This is a genomic window from Methanothrix thermoacetophila PT, from assembly GCF_000014945.1.
GTDB lineage: Archaea > Halobacteriota > Methanosarcinia > Methanotrichales > Methanotrichaceae > Methanothrix_B > Methanothrix_B thermoacetophila.
In genome coordinates, this window is the sequence record NC_008553.1 from 785,124 (window position 1) to 803,570 (window position 18,447).

The 18,447-nt window shown below is 53.0% G+C and carries 19 protein-coding genes and 2 tRNA genes; 10 read left to right on the forward strand and 11 right to left on the reverse strand.

The features are described 5' to 3' along the window. Positions 1 to 380: 380 nt before the first annotated feature. A complete protein-coding gene (lysA, locus tag MTHE_RS03830) occupies positions 381 to 1,664 on the reverse strand; it encodes a diaminopimelate decarboxylase (RefSeq protein WP_175265763.1) in 1,284 nt (427 codons plus the stop codon). Positions 1,665 to 1,771: 107 nt separating this feature from the next. Here lysA and MTHE_RS03835 point away from each other — a divergent pair, with 107 nt between their 5' ends. Continuing rightward, on the forward strand, positions 1,772 to 2,692 hold the full coding sequence (locus MTHE_RS03835) for a HEAT repeat domain-containing protein (RefSeq protein ID WP_175265764.1): 921 nt from the start codon (positions 1,772 to 1,774) through the stop codon (positions 2,690 to 2,692). A 49-nt stretch (positions 2,693 to 2,741) separates the two neighbouring features. On the opposite strand, the gene mscL is transcribed toward MTHE_RS03835, so the two are convergent. Then, complete coding sequence (gene mscL / locus MTHE_RS03840) at positions 2,742 to 3,182, reverse strand: large-conductance mechanosensitive channel protein MscL (RefSeq protein WP_011695933.1); 441 nt, start codon at positions 3,180 to 3,182, stop codon at positions 2,742 to 2,744. A gap of 223 nt (positions 3,183 to 3,405) precedes the next feature. Between mscL and MTHE_RS03845 the strand changes: the two genes are divergently transcribed. Then, positions 3,406 to 4,179, forward strand: coding sequence for an alkaline phosphatase family protein (locus MTHE_RS03845; protein ID WP_232840917.1), 774 nt, complete (start codon positions 3,406 to 3,408; stop codon positions 4,177 to 4,179). 104 nt (positions 4,180 to 4,283) lie between these two features. On the opposite strand, the gene MTHE_RS03850 is transcribed toward MTHE_RS03845, so the two are convergent. The 4 genes from MTHE_RS03850 to larA all read right to left on the reverse strand — a co-directional run bounded on the left by MTHE_RS03850 (position 4,284) and on the right by larA (position 7,400). Then, positions 4,284 to 4,868 (reverse strand): YkgJ family cysteine cluster protein, encoded by a 585-nt coding sequence (locus MTHE_RS03850; protein WP_011695935.1) that lies wholly within the window; start codon positions 4,866 to 4,868, stop codon positions 4,284 to 4,286. A gap of 61 nt (positions 4,869 to 4,929) precedes the next feature. Continuing rightward, the gene (locus tag MTHE_RS03855; protein ID WP_011695936.1) at positions 4,930 to 5,592 is read right to left on the reverse strand and encodes a phosphoribosyltransferase; all 663 of its coding nucleotides are present in this window, start codon (positions 5,590 to 5,592) and stop codon (positions 4,930 to 4,932) included. Positions 5,593 to 5,850: 258 nt separating this feature from the next. Next, on the reverse strand, positions 5,851 to 6,180 hold the full coding sequence (locus MTHE_RS03860; RefSeq protein WP_175265765.1) for a hypothetical protein: 330 nt from the start codon (positions 6,178 to 6,180) through the stop codon (positions 5,851 to 5,853). A 17-nt stretch (positions 6,181 to 6,197) separates the two neighbouring features. Beyond that, entirely contained in the window at positions 6,198 to 7,400 is a 1,203-nt protein-coding gene (gene larA / locus MTHE_RS03865) for a nickel-dependent lactate racemase (protein ID WP_011695938.1), read from the reverse strand. Positions 7,401 to 8,242: 842 nt separating this feature from the next. Between larA and MTHE_RS03870 the strand changes: the two genes are divergently transcribed. After that, a complete protein-coding gene (locus MTHE_RS03870; RefSeq protein ID WP_011695939.1) occupies positions 8,243 to 8,488 on the forward strand; it encodes a hypothetical protein in 246 nt (81 codons plus the stop codon). A 354-nt stretch (positions 8,489 to 8,842) separates the two neighbouring features. Here MTHE_RS03870 and MTHE_RS03875 read toward each other — a convergent pair whose 3' ends face one another. Further along, the gene (locus tag MTHE_RS03875) at positions 8,843 to 9,454 is read right to left on the reverse strand and encodes an AsnC family protein (RefSeq protein ID WP_011695940.1); all 612 of its coding nucleotides are present in this window, start codon (positions 9,452 to 9,454) and stop codon (positions 8,843 to 8,845) included. Positions 9,455 to 9,791: 337 nt separating this feature from the next. On the opposite strand from MTHE_RS03875, the gene MTHE_RS03880 reads away from it, so the two are divergent. Beyond that, positions 9,792 to 10,403, forward strand: coding sequence for a flavodoxin family protein (locus MTHE_RS03880; RefSeq protein WP_175265766.1), 612 nt, complete (start codon positions 9,792 to 9,794; stop codon positions 10,401 to 10,403). On the opposite strand, the gene MTHE_RS03885 is transcribed toward MTHE_RS03880, so the two are convergent. Then, on the reverse strand, positions 10,381 to 11,088 hold the full coding sequence (locus MTHE_RS03885) for a DUF1614 domain-containing protein (protein WP_011695942.1): 708 nt from the start codon (positions 11,086 to 11,088) through the stop codon (positions 10,381 to 10,383). The genes MTHE_RS03880 and MTHE_RS03885 overlap by 23 nt on opposite strands. A 51-nt stretch (positions 11,089 to 11,139) precedes the next feature. Between MTHE_RS03885 and MTHE_RS03890 the strand changes: the two genes are divergently transcribed. Next, complete coding sequence (locus tag MTHE_RS03890) at positions 11,140 to 11,796, forward strand: 2,3-bisphosphoglycerate-dependent phosphoglycerate mutase (RefSeq protein WP_011695943.1); 657 nt, start codon at positions 11,140 to 11,142, stop codon at positions 11,794 to 11,796. A gap of 188 nt (positions 11,797 to 11,984) precedes the next feature. After that, a complete protein-coding gene (locus tag MTHE_RS03895) occupies positions 11,985 to 12,470 on the forward strand; it encodes a hypothetical protein (protein WP_011695944.1) in 486 nt (161 codons plus the stop codon). A 730-nt stretch (positions 12,471 to 13,200) separates the two neighbouring features. Here the strand turns inward: MTHE_RS03895 and MTHE_RS03900 are convergent. Further along, the gene (locus MTHE_RS03900) at positions 13,201 to 14,289 is read right to left on the reverse strand and encodes a glycosyltransferase (RefSeq protein ID WP_175265767.1); all 1,089 of its coding nucleotides are present in this window, start codon (positions 14,287 to 14,289) and stop codon (positions 13,201 to 13,203) included. A 433-nt stretch (positions 14,290 to 14,722) separates the two neighbouring features. Here MTHE_RS03900 and MTHE_RS03905 point away from each other — a divergent pair. From MTHE_RS03905 to MTHE_RS03915, 3 genes are all read left to right on the forward strand, one after another. Then, positions 14,723 to 14,796 (forward strand) — tRNA-Lys (locus MTHE_RS03905). A 5-nt stretch (positions 14,797 to 14,801) separates the two neighbouring features. Beyond that, positions 14,802 to 14,983 (forward strand) — tRNA-Trp (locus MTHE_RS03910). Between the two features lie 55 nt (positions 14,984 to 15,038). Continuing rightward, complete coding sequence (locus MTHE_RS03915; protein WP_011695946.1) at positions 15,039 to 15,341, forward strand: hypothetical protein; 303 nt, start codon at positions 15,039 to 15,041, stop codon at positions 15,339 to 15,341. 173 nt (positions 15,342 to 15,514) lie between these two features. Here the strand turns inward: MTHE_RS03915 and mtxX are convergent, their stop codons facing one another. Then, entirely contained in the window at positions 15,515 to 16,312 is a 798-nt protein-coding gene (gene mtxX / locus MTHE_RS03920) for a methanogenesis marker protein Mmp4/MtxX (protein ID WP_011695947.1), read from the reverse strand. A 9-nt stretch (positions 16,313 to 16,321) separates the two neighbouring features. Further along, positions 16,322 to 17,278: a methanogenesis marker 2 protein gene (locus MTHE_RS03925; RefSeq protein WP_175265768.1), complete on the reverse strand. Its 957-nt coding sequence runs from the start codon at positions 17,276 to 17,278 to the stop codon at positions 16,322 to 16,324. A gap of 575 nt (positions 17,279 to 17,853) precedes the next feature. Here MTHE_RS03925 and MTHE_RS03930 point away from each other — a divergent pair. Further along, on the forward strand, positions 17,854 to 18,402 hold the full coding sequence (locus tag MTHE_RS03930) for a hypothetical protein (protein ID WP_175265769.1): 549 nt from the start codon (positions 17,854 to 17,856) through the stop codon (positions 18,400 to 18,402). Positions 18,403 to 18,447: the final 45 nt, after the last annotated feature.

Here is an 18,447-nt window from a genome sequence, read left to right on the forward strand (position 1 = left end):
TCTTGCTATATCTGACATACGTATCGCTGCTCCTTACATTTTATAAGAATTTAAACCCTTCGGTCGGGATTGTTACTATTGATGTGTCTAATCATAGATAGACATACATAAAATAAGAAAAATATGCACTGACATGGCCATATCCCATGAAGATCGCAAGTGCTGCTTATCGCAGGAGACGCGCAATCCACTCGATACAGTCTCGAGAGCATGTGAGTGAGATATTCGCCATGCAATGGGGCTATCTACTCGCATCTGAGACCAACACTATGCGCCTCAAGAAATCAAGTGGATCCGCCAGAATGCCGATTCCCTGCATTCTGGCGGTTCGAGCCCGCCACCCGAACGAATCGATGTCTTCAGCTCCACTTCTCAGATACTCACATCAGCCTCGGTGGTATGATCTGGCATGCCAGAAGTGCGCTGATATCCTCCGCCTTTCTTATGAGCTCCACCTCTCCATCGCGAACCAGAACCTCCGCGGGCCTAGGCTGGCCGTTGTACTGAGATGACATCGAAAATCCATATGCTCCTGCATCGAGAAATGCTAGAATATCACCCTTCTTCACCACAGGAAGCGCCCTATTGCGCGCGAGGACATCTCCGCTCTCGCATATCGGCCCCACGACCGTGTATCTCTCAGAGATCTCAGCATCTGCCCTGTTCGCCACAACGATGTAATGGTAGGCATCGTAGAGCATCGGCCGTGCAAGCACATTGAATCCGGCATCAACACCCACAAACGTGACGTGGGCCCTTTTGACAACATTCACCCCTGTGAGCAAAATGGTGGTATCCGCGACGATGCTCCTTCCCGGCTCCAGAATCAGTTTCAGCCTGACGCCAAGCTCTTCAGATCTCCTCTCAATCACAGGCAGCACTGCATTCGCGAGATCCTCTGGAGACGGCGCTGGAGGCGCTGCAGGATCGTACTGTATCCCAAGGCCACCACCGAGATCCAGGAGTTCCATATCACCCCCGATATCGACTATCTCCCCTACCAGATCCATCATCCTGGCGGCGGCCTCTGAAAACGACGAGACATCGAGTATCTGGGATCCTATGTGGCAGTGGAGACCGATCGGTTTAATGCCATCCATATGCATCGCCTTTTCGCAGATGCTCCTCACAGACTGCGCGGGTATGCCGAACTTCGAGCTCTTCAGGCCAGTTGCTATCTTGGGATGTGTATTCACCGAGATGTCAGGGTTGACCCTGAAGAGGATCTCCACATTCTTACTCTCCTCGGATGCAATCCTGCTCAGGCTCTCCAGCTCTTCCTCAGAATCGATGGAGACCCGAACTCCTGAGGTCACAGCCATCCTCAGCTCCTCATCCCTCTTGGAGTTACCATTGAAGAGTATCCTCTCCCTGGGAACACCCGCAAGCCTGGCCAGGTAAAGCTCTCCCGCGGAGAAGACATCAGCCCCTGCACCCTCCTGCGCGAGAATTCTTATTATCGAGATGTTGCCATTCGCCTTCACGGCGAAGTACTTATCAGCATCTGGAAAAGCTCTGTGATACCTCCGAATGTTCTCCCTCAACCGATCCTCTGATGTGACGTAAACAGGGGTGCCAAACCGCCTCGCTATCTCGACTGTGTCGGCACCTGAAATGTGGAGGTGACCGTTGACGACCTGTATGTGATCCTTGCCACCGAACATGCTCCATGCATGTATCGAGGTGTAGGTAAACCTTATCATCAGATCATGCTCGATTGATTGTGTGATTGTGAGAGGTGTACACCAGCATGAATAGTGAAGATGCACTCATGATGCTCAGGAGCGAGAATTACTTCGAGAGTCAGAAGGCCGCATGGGAGCTTGTGGGTATGGGAGAGAGCGCAGTTCCCGGACTTATCAAAGCGCTGGATGATCCCACACCCCATGTCCGCTACAGAGCCGCATGGGCTCTCGGCAAGATTGGTGATACAAGGGCGGTTGGGGCTCTATCGAGATGTCTGCTCGGCGATGATGATCGAGCGGTGAGAGAGTGGTCTGCAGCCGCACTCGAGGCGATTGGGGATCCATCTGCTGTCCCTGCTCTCGTCCAGGCCATCAGATCTGACTCAGCGAAAGATGTTCGCCTCAGAGCTGCTGCCGCACTGCGAGGTATGCGTGCAGAGGCCGCGCTGATAGATCTGCTGAATGACACTGACCCCATGGTGAGGAGCATGGCGATCACTGCGCTCGCCAGGCTGAAATCCAGGGAGGCTCTCCCCGCAGCCACAGCTCTCCTGCGCGATGAGGACCCGGAGGTCAGACGGAGGACAGCTGGCTTCATGGGAGAGCTCGCGATAGATGACATAGCAGATCTCCTCGCCCCACTTCTCGGCGACGAGTATCTGGACGTGCGGGTTGAGGCTGTGAAGGCTCTCGGACGCATACGCACAGATCGTGCATGCGATCTTGTTGTGTCTGCCCTCGGTGACGAAAACCCCGAGATACGGCTCTGCGCCGTGACAACGCTGGGCGAGATGGCCAATCCGAAAGCTCTAACCCCGCTTATAGGTGTCATGCTCGGAGAAGATCTGGAGGAGATCAGAGCCTGGGCTGCCTGGTCTCTCGGAGAGATAAATGATCCGAGGGCCATAGAGCCGCTCAAGAGAGCATGCAGCTCAGACCAGTGCCCAGAGATCGTCAGGGAGAAGGCCAGAGCATCACTGAGAGAGGTCTATGGCCTGGATCTCTGATGATCGCATCCCACAGAGAGGTTGAGAGATCTCTCCGGAGCTTTTCGCATCACGCCTTGAGATCGGATGTGCAGTAGGGACATCTTACCGCAGCCAGAGGTATGCTCTCCCTGCAGTACGGGCATTCCTTCGTGTTCGGCTCAGGCGGTGCTGGTGCTTTCTTCATGGCATTGATGCGTCTTATGACGATGAATATGGCCAGCGCCACTATTATAAAGTTTATTATGGTGTTTATGAACAGTCCGTAGTTTATCGTCGGAGCCCCAGCCGCCTGGGCAGCCGCAAGCGACGGATATACCTTTCCGTCCAGTGCTATGAACAGATCCGTGAAGTTCACTCTTCCCAGGATGAGACCCAGCGGCGGCATTATTATGTCCCTGACAAGCGAGTTGACGATCGCCCCGAAGGCCACTCCGATTATTATGCCCACTGCCATGTCCACGGCGTTGCCCTTCACCGCGAACTCCTTGAACTCATCAATAAACCCCACAAAGATCACCATGATTCTTTGAGTCGGTAGTTTGATAAATAGCTTCCCAGTGGTTGGCCTGCCTCAGACGCGTAGATAAACGAAAAAGCAATAAATTCGGGCAGTTCCCAACCATAAAACAGGCTGTGGGGTTAGAGAGATGGCAGAACAGCTTTCCGGATATTGATGCTTATATAAAATATCGTCAGTATTGTGTGATCTTCGAGGGCGAACTTTATTGGCAGTGAAGACAATCTCAAACCAGAACATCATGAGAACTGTAAGCCAGATAGACATCGCGCCGAGCATAGCGAAGGTGCTTGGATTTCATCTCCCACATCCTGATGGCAGGCCGATAGAGGAGATAGGGCGGTGGAGATGTCAGAGGGCGATTCTGATAATAGTCGATAGTCTTGGGTATGAGCTTTACAGATCATTTCTGCCGCACCTGAGGCACATGAGGGAGATCGCTGCATCAGGATTCCTGTTCAGAGCTCTACATGTTGCAGATCACACATCTCCTGCCATAGCATCGATACTCAGCGGGCTCACACCAGAGCATCACGGCATATACGATACAGAGAGCGCCAAGAGATCGCCGATTCTGAGCATACCTGAGATGGCGAGCTCAGCCGGTCTCAGATCCGCGGTAATAATGGAGAAGGGTGGCGCAGAGGTCTACGACGGGTTGATAGAGTACATAGGCGCTGTCCCGAGAACACTCCCTCCAGATGAGTTCGATCACCACATCTGCAGGCTCACCCTCGAGGCGCTCTCCACAGACCCGAATCTTGTTGTGTCATACTTCATAGGTCTGGACAAGGCAGCGCACAACGGTCTGCATCTCGACGGATTCGTTCGAGCTGCCGTCTCCATAGATGCTCAAGTGGGGAAGATATTCAACAGAGCAGGCCCGGAGACGATGATGGTAATCGTCGGGGATCATCCCGTTCATGCAGGGCACATGAAGAATGATGACGACAAGAATGTGGCTCTGATAATCGGAAAGATCGCATGAAACGCCGGCGGGCCGGATTCGCAGCAGTGTTTGCGGCCGGCAGGATCTGCGCACTGATCGGTTTTGATTTTGCAGCAAATATGGCACACTGCCGGAGCAACTCATTACGGCGAGAGTCTCAGGAGGGCGTCGTCGAACCATCTCCTCGCCCTTCTCACAGCATCTGGATCATCTGTGCCCATGTAACCGCTTTCCTTCAACTCTATTAGTGCCTCAGTAAGAGTTTTCACAGCCTCGATCGAGCCAGGGCAGCTGGTGTGTACCTTCACAGCATCCTCAGATCCGTAAATCCCCAGGAACGGAAATATCCGGCACGACCATGGCCTGGCCTCGTAGATCCTGCAGCCTTTTGTAGATTGATCGTAGAACCTGCACGGCCTGGTGTGCTTCATCGCAAGAAAACTCTTCCCGGTTTCTGAGACCCTGCGGGCAGCATACCGCTTCATGGCCCTGCTTGGCGTTATCCTGAGATGCCTGGCGATCCTCCTGACGTCATCCTCCCTCAGCTTAATCGGATCTCCAGTTGTGCAGCAGGTGCCGCAGCGTTTGCAGACGAATAGCATGTGGCACGCGATCCGGTAGTAGTCTGCCTCAGACAGCGTTGGAACGAGAGGATCCTCTGCCCTCGGATCGCCAAGCATCGATGTCGCCTCCATCAGCTTTATTGCTATCTCCCTCGGAGTTGTCATCCGAACCTCACTGTCTTCATGTACCACACGCACACAACCTGATCACGATGTGGATTTGCATTCAGACCTGCCCTGCCCTCACGTACCCCTCACCGGTCATTTCAGCCTTCCCTGTGAGGATGGCGTCTTCCAGCACATCAGAGAGGTCGGGCTCGCTTATGTCTATTCCGTAAAATCTCTTAAGACGATTGCGTATCTCCTCCATTCCCAGAGGATTGTCGGAGAGAACACGCTCGACAAAGCCTAGCATCTCCTCATGGAAGGCCCATGGATAGACTATCCACCTCCATCTGTGAACGATCTCAGAGCAGTAATCGGGCTCCACCTTGCTGGAAACCTTGTGATGCAGCACGCCTGTTTTGACTTCAGCAGGCCCCAGGCTCCAGAGATAATCCAGCGCGGCGCTGAGCGTATCCCCTGTGTCGGTCACGTCATCCACGACAAGAACACTCATGTTTGAGATGCTCACAGATAGTGGAAAACGTATCGTGGCCCTCTCGAGCTTGTTAGCCGCAACCCCCCATCTCTCGATCCTTATGCTCGTGAGCTGCGTGTGCAGAAGGCGGTCGCAGACCACCCTCGCGGGAACAAACCCGCCCCGACCTATTGCGACCACAAGATCCGGACGGTATCCGGAGGATTTTATACGAGATGCAAGCTCCCGCTCCAGCCCGTAAGCCTCCTCCCATGATACAACCTGGCAATCAAACTGCTCTTCGATCATCAAAAGAACTGACACGCTAATGGATAAAATAGCTTGCAGAGGTGAGAATGGTATAAGTCCCACGATCAAAAGGATTGAAGACAAACGTCCTCCCCATATCATCTGCAATGCTCCTGCAATATGCACACGCATCGCCTGCATCCGGTGCATGCATTGGCTTAACGGTGCTTAACGGTATATCTCAGGAGTATCGATTCAATCACCAGCTTTCAGCCTGAGGCGGGACTGAAGCCGGATCGCGAATGTGCAGAGGCCTTTTCACTGCTCTGAGATCTCCGCCTCATCTCTCAGCCTCTCAATCAAACTTCTGATCATGCCTTTCGTCCTCTCCGCGCTCTCGCAGTGCGATGCTATCTTCGGGCTGCAGATGCTCAGTATATCCATCACCCTGTCTGCAAGCCTGTACCGGCCTGCATCCTCCAGCCTCTCTAGGAGCCTGGCGAGCATCGCGCCGAATCTCCTGCACTCCTCGATATCGCAGAGCGCAGCATCATGCCTCTCGTACAGATCCTCAAGCTCATTTATGAGATCCAAGAGGAACTCCCTTTCATCGGGATTTTGTGATGAGCCCGTCAAACCACCCGCCACAGCTGCTCATCTTCGAATTACCCCGTCCTTGTCAGCGTGAGGTCCCCGTGAGGGATGAGCACGGTCCTCGCATCCCTTCCGTGCGCGCTCCACGCGAGCTCAAGCGCCTCCTCTATGGTCCTCACCGGCGTGAAGAAGCACATCTCAGCCACGTCTCTGGGTATCGATGATACCAGAACAAGGTTGTTCCTGAGGGCCAGCTCTGCTATGTAAGCTGCCTTGTGCCCCCCAAACTCGTACTCTCTTGCGAAGCGCTCGACGCACTCCTCAGGCGTGGAGCATTCTCTCGCCCATCGCTCGAAGACCCTGTTGCCCAGCCCCTCAGCACACTCTGCCAGGAGTATTATGGTCCCGCCAGGAGCTGCGGCGCCCTTTGCATTCTCCAGCGCCTTCACCGCCTGATAGAGGTTGATATCCTTAGGCCTGCCTCCTGCGCATGTTATGACTATCTCCGCAGGCTTCACCTCACGCAGGTACATCCTGTCAACGACCGATGCACCAGCGCGATGCGCCTTTATGTAATCGCCAGCCACTGCCGAGACGATCTCCTTTCTGCTGTTCAGCACGACATTGAGTATGAGATCGAGTCCTGCTATGCCTGCTGCTTCCTCCATGTCCTGCCTCACAGGGCTGTCGAGAAATCCAGAGCGCGCCCTCGGCTCTCTCATCATCATGTGGTTGTGATGTATCGAGCGCTCCGATGACACCCCGGGAAGAAGAGCCTTTGCGCCGCCGCTGTATCCGGCGTAGTAGTGGTACTCTATGTTGCCTGTGCCTATTATCAGATCTGAAGACTCCACCAGATCGAAGATCTCGACCGGTGTGCCTTTGCTGGTTTCACCAAGATGCACGCATCTCGATGCATCATGCTGGAAATGCGGAAGTCTCACACATCCGCGCAGAAGATGCCTGACCTCATCCTCGGTCATGCGCCGATGTGTTCCAAGGGCAAAAACGACCCTCAGGTCCTTCACTCCTACACCCTTAAGCCTGCGCACGAGGGGCGGAAGTATCCTGTGGCTAGGAGATGGTCGGGTGATGTCGCTCACGATCACCGCTGCACTCCTGCCAGAGAGATCCTCCAGGCCGGCGCCAATGGGCGAGTCCAGAGCTCTCTCTATCTCGCCATCATGCGCTGGTGGCAGCTCGTTCGGCCTGAGAACCTCCCAGCCATCCTGCAGCTTGATCCGCACAGATGAATTTCCATAGCCGAGAAGCATGTTTATTAACACCATAAGATCTAATTAAAGTAAGGGTCTTCTTGTATCTCGCGCCTTATGAAGGTTTCAATCCGCATTTTTCCAGGAACTCAGGGAAACGATTTGATTTAGGGTGCCCCTATCGTCTGGTTTATCAGAGGTGAATACTTTTATGCGCATTGTGCCACTTCCAAGTGCTGTTGCAGGGGATTTCGATCTGCCATGGTAATTGGACGAACCCACAGCGTTCCCATGCCAACAACTACGTGTGCTGCTATGAGATGGTATTAGGAGAGGAGGCGCCTGCCCCAATGCAAGCGCCAGATGGCATCGCTCGAGCCTTTCTCAGCATATCGGGAAACCTGTGAGTCAGGTAAAGGAGGTCAAGCCGCGTGCCAATGCTACGTCATCTTACTAGGTAATAAAGATTTTGATTATAGTATTACAAAACCAGCCACCTGGTGGTATACTCATATCATTGAGGATCAGTGCAACCTCGAGGGTGATTTTGTACTCATGCCATTGAGATAAGCCACAATGCTCTCTCATCCGTTCCTCGGAGATTGTGCCACTACATGCTGATTGCTGAAGCCTGTTTGGTTATTCGATCCTGCGGCCCACATGAGCCATGCAGTTAGTAATGGATTTGGATGCATAACAGCCCATTCGGTGATACAAGCCACAATGTGATACCTGGAGGGATTCCTCCTCGAGACTCCCAACAGCCGCGAGGATCTGTCCGGATAAGAGATGAATTCAGAGATCTGTGGCTTACTCCTTGTGGATGGAGAAGATACTCGATCCTTATTCGGACACGTCCAGCCGAGATAACCTATAAGTAATATGCATGCTCTCAGAAACACATGCTTCCTCCTGTGCTCCTGGATATCGCGGCAGCTCTGATCGGAGCCGGCGTACTGATAAGCGTCATAAACAATCGGATTGGTTCTGTGAGCATAGGCCTGGGATCCGCGACCATGGGCGTTGTGCTCCTCTCGAACGTTCCCCAGGGATGGGAGATGGTTGCTCTGGGATTCTTTGGTATCGCTGTGCTCGCAGGGCTCTGGATGATATCAGTCGGCTTCAAGCAAGCTGGAGATAATTCCTGAAACCGTGTGGATCTTCTAAGATATCATGTGGGGTTCTGAGGATCTGTTCTTAGCTGTGAGGGTACGTCACTGGTTCTCAAATGGCCACTGGTAGCGCATGCACACCACGCCATTGCAACGGATCTTCTCGATTCTGACATATCGTGCCAGTCGATTGATAATAATCACATGAAGGTCGTGTGATGGGTTCACTGACTGGATTTTCCGAAATTCCGCAGCCCTGGCGTAAACAGATCGCAAATCCTGGGATGCCCCCTGCGGGCTGGGTTTAACGATATGAGGACACGATCCGCAGGAGAATGTTGCAAAAATGAAAGATATCAGGAGATGCTCTGAACATCTGGCCATCAAATGCTATGGCGGGAGCTCTCCGCTGTTCTGCATCCTCTTTATCTGATTTCTGACCGTAGTTTGCGAGTAATTCACCAAGCTCGCAATCTCCTGTACAGATGGTCTCGGATCAAGCGCCCATAGCTGCTTTATCTTCTCCAGAGCCTCTTTGTCCTCCGAAAGTCGCACTCTTCTCGAGATCTTGCCCTCGGATACGGGGTTGCCTGCCGAACCTGCATCATGGACAAACTCCAGTGCCTTCGGAGAGATGCCCTTGAGGATCAGCTCAGAGGCCAGCCTCTTAAGTGTTTTCCTTTGAAGTATGGCCTCCGCCTCCAGCCCCATATAAGCCTCAGGCGTTATCTCGATCCTGGTATATCGACCACTTGGCATCGAACCAGATCGCCTCTTGTAAACTGGAATATAACAGTGCAGAATACCAGTAGTAGAAAAGATAGATAAGATCTTTTTGGTGACGTCGGGATCCTGTCGCGACCCATGCCCTAGAGAACAACTCCGCATTGCCTCTCGTAATCGGGACCTGTCTGGATAAGAGCCAAAGCCAGAGATCTGGACGTACCGCTTCTGCAGGTCGGAAAAGCAACTGATCCTTATTTGGACATATCCCTTAATCATAATGCGCTCCTATGTGTTCACCAAGTTGGCTGGCATGCAAGACGGTCAATGTTCGCAATTCATTTGCGAGTCGCGCATCACATGGCCAATGTCTCCAGGCAAATTATCAGATGGCAAGAGTGTCACGTCTGCAAGAGGATATGATGACATCGATGCGGAACGCGCAGCGGGAAGATGTCTCCAGGCAAGTTATCAGATGGCAAGAGTGTCAGAATGGCGAAAGCATTCTATGACAAGCCGCTGGTAGACCCAAGCCAAAGAGATGCGATCCGCCCCTCCAAACACATGCCCGCCCGGTGCCCACAGCTTGAAGTACGATGCAGTATTAATTGATATCATGATCCTTGGCATATCAGGCAGCCCGCGCAACAGGGCCACGGAGCATGTCCTCTCCAGGGCGCTGGAGATGCTGAGAGAGAGTGGATTCGAGACTGAGCTATTCACAGTCAGAGGGAAAAACATAGGGTTTTGCAGGCACTGCGACTACTGCCTTAAAAACAAGACATGCGCGATAAAGGACGACATGTACGAGCTGTATCCTCTTCTTAAAAATGCAAGGGGGCTGATATTCGCAACCCCAGTTTATAACGGCGGTGTGAGCGCCCAGACCAAGGCGGTCATGGACAGATGCAGGGCGCTGGTTGCAGCGGACTTCGACTTCTTCCGGGGAAAGGTCGGCATGGCGATAGCAGTGGGTGGTGACAGGATAGGCGGCCAGGAGGCAGCGATATACCAGATCATCACATTCTACATCCTGAACGGGGTAATTCCAGTAGGTGGGGGATCATTCGGGGCGAACCTCGGCGCCACATTCTGGTCGAGGGACACTCTTGAGGATGTGCAGAAGGACGAGGAGGGGTTCAGGTCCCTCAGGAAGACCGTGCGCCGGTTTGCGTCTCTCCTGAGGGATTTCGAGGAATTACCGGCTAGACGAGCAGCACAGCGATGAGGCCCGTGAGAAAAACGCCATCGAATGTCCCGGCACCGCCAATGGAGACCACTGGAGCGCCGAGGCCCTGAATCCTGTTGAGGTTGAGGATATCGGCGCCGATGAGCGTTCCCAGCGTCCCACTGACGTATGCTACGACAAACTCAAGCTCTCTGGGTCCTCCAGCGATTATGATCACTGCCAGTGACGATAATGCTGCTATGAGTGGTGGAAGAAGAGCGGGCGTCACTATGCCCAGGCCCGGAACAGGCCTGGCGATTCTGTGCACAGCAATCGTCACAATAACAGTGGCCGCTACTGCATATGCCAGCGCGTGAGAGAACATCATAAGCAGATACGCAGATACAAGGATGGGGATCAGTGCGCCACCTACATTCAGAGCCACTGTGGTGCTGTTGTAAACGGTCTCATATATGGGAATCCTGTAGTTCACCCCGAAAACCCTGACGTAAGCTGTCCTAGTCAGGGGCATCTCCGACTTCATCTCCCTAAAAGGAATGTTGATGCTGCTTCCGACCAGGGAGGCGAGGAGGAGAAGAAGCGCATCATGCCACGCGAACCCCAGCCGGAGGAAGGCTGTTTGGAGCGCGCCGACGAACAGCACGGAGACGACTAGAAATGCAAGCAGTGCCAGAACTGCCATGAAGAGGACCGTTATCGGAACATAGAACAACCGGCCATTCATGCATCAGTCTCTGACATCTTTATATAACAACTTTTGCCTGTGCTTGATCGCATGTATAAGTTAGTCCTGCTCAGACACGGCCAGAGCAGCTACAATGCTGAGAGGCGGTTCACGGGATGGTCGGATCCCGATCTCACGGCGCAGGGCATGATAGAGGCGAGAGAAGCGGGCAGGATCCTGCGAAGAAGCGGGTACACGCTTGACATTGCCTTCGTCTCCATGCTCAGGCGCGCCATAAAGACCCTATGCGGAGTCCTAGATGAGATGGATCTGCTCTGGATACCCGTCAGGAAATCCTGGATGCTGAACGAGCGGCACTACGGAGAGCTGGAGGGACAGATCATAGACGATGTTCCTGACGAGCTGAAGATGTACAGGCACAGCTTTGATATCCGGCCACCAGCCCTGTCAGAGGACGATCCGAGGCATCCGCGGTTTGACAGAAGGTACAGTGATCTGGAAAGCCCCCCGGCAGGAGAATCAATAAGAGACGTCCAGGAGCGTCTTCTGATCCTCTGGACGTATGAGATTGCTCCTGAGATACTATCCGGGAGAGGGGTCATAGTGACAACACACGCGAACGTCATTCGCGCTTTCATGAACTATCTTGAGGGCGTTCCCACGGAGGGTCTGATGGTTCCCAGGGGAAGGCCAATAGTCTACGAGCTCGGAGAAGATCTCAAGCCCATCAGGAGGTACTGTCTGTGATGCGAGGTCCTTTGCTCCGGCTGAACTGCTGCCCTTAATCACGGAGCGACAGGTCCGGAAGCTGAAGGCCACGGTGCTGATCGGTAAGTTGCATGCGTTCGGTTTCGCCACTCGATGTGCTGTGTAGGCCTCATATTACCCTCGTATAAGAGGTACCTTTAAATTCAGCATCGTCCAAGGTCATGGTGATGAAGCGAGTAGGATTCGTGCTCCTGCTTCTGCTGGGAGTGGGTTTGTGCACAGGTTTCGCAGTAGCAGAGCTCACTGCGAGCCAGTGGCTGGATAAAGGAAGCATCCGTGTGGGTGATACAGCGATGGTCACGCTCAACCTGATCTATGTTGGGGATAACGCGACACAGGCAAGCGTGGTGCCCAGAGTTCCGTATGGATTAATGACCTCTGGCCCAGGTATGTACATGGTCACACTATATCCGGGCCATCCGGAGGCGGTCTCGTATCCAGTGATTGCAGAGCAGCCCGGATACTATGATGTGGTATCCTCCATATCGTACACAGAATACGGAGCCATGCGCGAGCTCCAGATGGTGTCGCCGCTGGTTGTCATCAACCAAATCCCGGAGTCTCCGCCGCCAGCTGCACCATCCAGTGAGCCAAGGGATAACAGCACTCCTACAGAGCCCAGAGATGACACCCCATCTGACTATCAACTTTAGATGCTGTGTTGAATAATGTTTGGAGATCCAATAGCAGAGAGCTAATTCATATAACATAAGACTTTAGTAAGAATCGATAGCTATTGGCCACAAGGCTTCGAATTATTCAACACAGCAACTTTAGACTCATGGGGCCAAATCGCCGGAGTGGTGTGCTCTGTACAACTGGCATCAATCACCCTTACACCATATGAAAGATTGCTGATTCGTCGAATCACAGGGATGAGCCTGACTATATATTGCGGATCCTGCTTCGTCACAGTCCTCTGGACCTGTTGACGATAAGGGATGGCACGTATTGAGGGAGAAGATGAAATGAGGATATGTATATCGGCAGGATCTCCATACCCAGAATTTCGATCCGGCACATCTCTGCCATGATCCTGAAAATTTCAGAGAGGATCTTCGACCTCGCCAACATGCACCGGTTTCCTGTACTTCGGAATCCAAACTAGATGGCAGCTTATGTTATACAAACTATATCTGGCAGATCAAATCTCCACGGTCTGCTGGATGATTGCTTGCCATATGCGTTGCGCGCGGACTTACTCCAATGATTGGAGTTTGCGGCCTGCCACACCCCATCACATTTGCTGTGGCTGCATGTAAGCCAGCCTGGCGGTCGAGCGTGCCTGTTGATATGCTCAGTGCGCTCCGAATCGACATTGAAGCCTCTCGACTGCGTCGATGGCTAACTGGAAGCCCACCCCCAAGAGCTCACTCCAGAAGCTCACTCCAGATACTGCGCCAGGAGGTTCTCATAGAGATTCCTCACGTTCTCCTCAGTCTTCGGCATATCTGGAAAACCACTGTACTCCATGGCCATCTCGACATCCCTCAAAAGATCGAGCCTATACTGGCTCCTGGACAGGAACCATCCCCTCTTTCTGTAGAACCTTGAAAGGTACTCCTGCTCGGTCTGTCCAGGTGTTGGAATAAACAGGCCGTGTTTCTTGCCGAGCTCCGCGATCTCCATCATCGTTGTGTATCCGGATCTGCTTATCACGAACCTCGCCCGGTTCATGAGCTCCACCTTCACATCGGTGGGGACATATGAGTAGACGCGCGTGCTCTCATCAAGCTGTATGAAGCTGTTTTTCCTCGGGCTTCCGAGGAGCACGACCTTCTCCCCCGGAAGCTCGGTTATGCAGGAGAGCATGATCTCCTCCAGCTTGGTCCTCTGCGGCTCTGGACCCGAAATTATAACAAGATAGTCCAGATCCTCTCGCACATCCATCTTTTTCGTGCTGCAGAGAATGCCTGAGTAGAATGCCCTGACGTTTGTTACCCTGAAGCTGGAGCGCGAGAGCTTTCCGCTGATGGCATTCGGCCCTGGCGGATTGTCCGGAACTATGACGCCTGTGAACTTCTTATGGAAATATCCGTTGACATAAAGCGTTGTTAGCTCCACAGGCCACATGAAGAATGGAACGCTGAATCGAAGCTGATGAGTTATGAAGAAAGAGGGTATATCTTTTGAGTAAACACCCATGCGGTTGTCACTTATTATCAGGTCGTATCTGTCTCTTGAAAGTATATGTGCCAGGTTTCTGCGCTCGTCTGCCAGAGCCTTCATCATTATGGGAAGGTAGGCGGTGAACTTGGGCAGGAAGAATCTTGTCGAGCTGTACGGCACGGGGTAGTCCTCGAATACTATAAACCTGCACTCAGGGAACTCCTTTCGCAAAAGTTCCAGCGCATTTCCGCTCGATGCCACAGTCACATCATGCCCACGCGCAAGGAGTTCTCTGATTATCGGAATGTCGCGAGATGCATGTCCAAGGCCCCAGTTCAGCGGGCTGAAGAGCACATGTCCCATGGGATGCACAGTCTTCCCGGAAGGTATTAAATAGCTTTTGAAAATGGCCTGCGCCAGCTGATAAGCCTGCATAACTAAGTCGCACACGCGCACCACTGAATATCTGCCATGTTCGAGAGCCATGGGCGAGAATTCCATGTATCTGATGAGGCTGAACGCTACAGTTTCAATGAATACACAACCTATTACTAAAATCCGCATTGCGCGACTCGCCCAGACTTGTTGGTTATCCAGTTTGTGGATGTAGATTCCAGCAGAATCGTTCAGTGACCGGAGCCCATTCGCCACAGGGAGAAAGAGAGACCTGTCCGAATAAGATTGGGTATCACCTCCATTTAAAAGCAGCAAACCACGGATTTCTGACGTCAACTATTATTCGGACCCTCCACGCGCATCGAAACGCTTATAAACAGCTTTGTCATATTACCGACGCGGGCCGATAGCTTAGTCAGGTAGAGCGAAAGGCTCTTAACCTTTAGGTCGGGGGTTCAAATCCCTCTCGGCCCGCTTAAGGGGCTGTGGCCTAGCCAGGTAGGGCGACGGGCTCCAGCGGTATGACTGGATGATGAGCAACGGGTCTGCTGAGCCATCCCGACGGGGATGGTGTTGATGATCCGTTGGAGCACTGAGATGATCATGTGTTCTCAGAATCGGAGAGACCCGTCGATCGTGCGTTCGAATCGCACCAGCCCCACCTTTCTGACGGCACTGTTAAATACAATACTCAACATCTCCCGAGTGGTGCTGAGATGTACTCAGATATACTCACGATATGCTGGTCAATAAAAGAGGTCAACAAAAACCTTTCAGACAGAGAGGCGCTGGTGGATTACAGCGTGCGATACCTGAAGAAGGCATGTTCCCGTCTCGGCGAGATGCTCGTTCAGATAGACTCGCAATCTCCAGGCGAAGAGATCGCAGTCAAAGACAGGGATGGGAGAGAGAGGCGGTTCTCGCTCAAGGAGATATCAAAGATGCTGCTTGACGCGAAGAAGGTCGTTGAGTTCAACCTCATCGATAACATCGAGTCCTGGGCAAGATCGAAGGCGTGATGTACGCCGGAATTATTATATGCTTTTGAGTTGAGTCACTGGATCCCCAGTCTGGCGTCCAGCGGCACAATATTTTATGAATCGAGTTCCCATGCTGTTGATATCCGCCATTCGATCTTCTTCCGCACAATCTCTAGAATGCGCACTTAGACCCGTGGACCTCAGGGCCGATTTCAGCGCCCGCATCTCATCGATACCAGGGCGCTTGCCAAGATCACCGGTCCTGTGAAATCGGATCTTGCCCTGGTCGAGTCGACGAAGACGATCTCATCTGTGAGCACAGGCGCGCCCATGGCAGTTGCGCCACATATCAGCAGCATCGTTCTGAAGAGCAGGTTTCCAGATATGCCATCAGGCGCAAGCACGAGATCATCTCCGCATGCTGACTCTATCAGTATGCCCCTGTGGCTCGCATCGAACCCGTCCTCCCTCAGCCGCGCAGCCACGAACTCGCCATGCGCCAGGCTTGTGTCCACTCTGTTGCTCCTGCCGACGTCCTCCAGCCTGCCGCCTGAGAGAACCGATACCCTCGGCTCTATGCCAATCATTTTAAGAAAAGATGCCCCGCGCCTGGCAAGCTCCAGCTTCCCCCGCAGGGTATCACCCTCATCGATGCCGACCGGAGCCAGGAAGAACGCCCACCCACCGAGCTCCAGCAGAGCCATCCTCATGACATCGATCCCGGCCCCCGATAGTGCTCTCATGGTCTTTGTAGCGGATATGTTGCCTCTCACAGCCCCGTCGATCTCTGAGCTCATCAGAAGTCGGATCAGCTCCTCCTCGGGTGTGTCTGAGCGGATCAGCTCGATTCCCTCAGGAGCTGTATCGCCCACAGCGACGATCTCAGCATATTCCTTCGCAGAGGCCAAGCTCTCGAGAACATCGCCACTGGGATTGACCAGCCCTATTCCTATCCTTGCCCTGCAGCTGCGCGCTTTTTCCCTCAGCAGATCGATGAATCCGCGATCCATGGTTATCCCTCAGTTTATGCCTGTCACTCGATCCCGTTCGAAGTCAAAGAGAACTGCTCTTTCTTCGCCCTTAACAACCTCAAGCCTTCTCTCTTCAATCACCCTCCCAATCCTCGCAGCACTCAGCCCGTGTTTACCGAATACATCCACGACCTCAGACGGATCTCTGGTTGTGACGACAAAACCCATACCAGGATACATCTTCATCCAGTCTACGAGGTTCAGCGACTCAGGCACCGGTATAGCGTCGAGGTCGACCACCGCGCCGACCCCGCTGGTCTCGAGCAGCATTCCGAGAGTTCCTAGCATCCCCGGATTGCTGATGTCCTTGCCAGCTGTGACGAGTTTTCTTTCCCCGAGCGCACGCATCGAGGAGATCTGGCGCGCCAGAGTCTCCCTGTCTTTGTGGCTTGTGGAGTCGAAGTTTATCCTGAAGCTCGGGTGAACGGTTCCGTCGAGATCGACCGCGACCACCACAGAATCCCCAGGCTCCGCTGTGCTGCTCAGTATCACCCCGTCCTTCCTGGCCTTGCCCAGAATTGCCACATCCAGCGCACTGTAGGGCGTGTCCGGATGCAGATGGCCGCCCACTATCGGAACTCCAAACTTCTCGATTCCCCTCTTGACCCCCCGCAGGACAGCATCCGTTACCTCTGGGGAGTTCACAGAGAGCACATCCACCATGGCGATCGGGGTACCCCCCATGGCCGCTATATCATGAACGTTCACAAGAACAGCGCAGTATCCGGCCCATTCAGGATCGGCATCCATCAGCACCGACCATATTCCATCCGCGGCGAGGAGCAGAACCTCATCGCCATTGTCTATGACAGCAGCATCCTCGCCGAAGTCCGCTATCACCTTATCTGAAATGTCAGGAAAATACCCGAGCATATCGCCAATGCTGCGCTTCCTGGTTATCCCCACGAAGCTCCTGAGCTCAGATACCAGAGACTCTATTGTCATTGTTACCACAGAGTCCCTTCTATCAAAAATAGATGGTGGTCACCCTGGAAGCACATGTTCCATGATCCCGGCATCCTGCTGAGATGTGAGGCTCCACTGGAAAAGATGGTGTGTGAAAGATGTATGATGTCCACCGATATTGAAAGCTAGGAACTCTATAAATATAAGTATATTATCTAATTTTGTTTTTTGCAATTAACAAGATGAAGCAAGTGTAACGTCACACTAGAAGCAAAGGGGTAAGTGTATCAAAATATGGCTAAAAGCTGAGACGAATGTGGAAAACACATGTGAGACAATCAGCATGTAGGGGTTGTATGACTCTCTGACCCCGCCAAAAGGTGATCCCAAAATAGCTGCAGAGGGCTGGAACCGTGGAACAGCCTTTCAGCAGCATGCGACCACGCGGGCTCATCCATGTGATTCGGCGAATCTGTAAACTTGCAGAAAGAACAGAAGTCGACTGCTTATTGCTGGGGCTAGCAGAACCCGCGTCTCCGAGAATTCTAGCACATGAGCCTGCATGTCTCTCAGGATGCGGTGGGTATATCTTGTATGATAACAGAAGATCGACCATGATAACACTGAAAATAGACAAGAATGATCTGAGGGACGCGAAAACCGAGGTCTCCAACCTTGCGGGTGCGTTCTTTGCAGGCACAAGCCCTCTGATACGTCCTTTCATGGACATGCTTGAATCGATAGTTCCGGCAGACCAGCAGGGAAGGGGGACTAGTTATCTTATCAGCGCCCTCAGGTACCACATAAGATCGATCCGGGCAGATGAGAGCGGGATAAGGGTAGAGAGCGAGATCGGTGCTGTGGATATACCGCGTGCGATGCTCGAGGAGAGAATTGAGGAGAGATACCCGTCTTTCGGTCACGAATCCCTGAACCTACCAGGTCTGCTTTTCCTGCAGAGCGGTCCAGCGGTTCATGCTGCGAGTGTGAGCAAGCTGCGGAAGGTGCACAGGATTGTGATTCCGGAGGGGAGACGGACGCAACGATATATATTCCATGTGATCGTCAGATCTCTCGAGGCGGATCAGGATACGATAAAGATGGAGTTGGATATGCAGAGGCTGCCGCTGGGCAGGCCGGAGGGATCTACAAACGCAGACTGAAAGCCGCGCACGTGCCTGAATATGATGCAATGTCAGGGCAGGAGC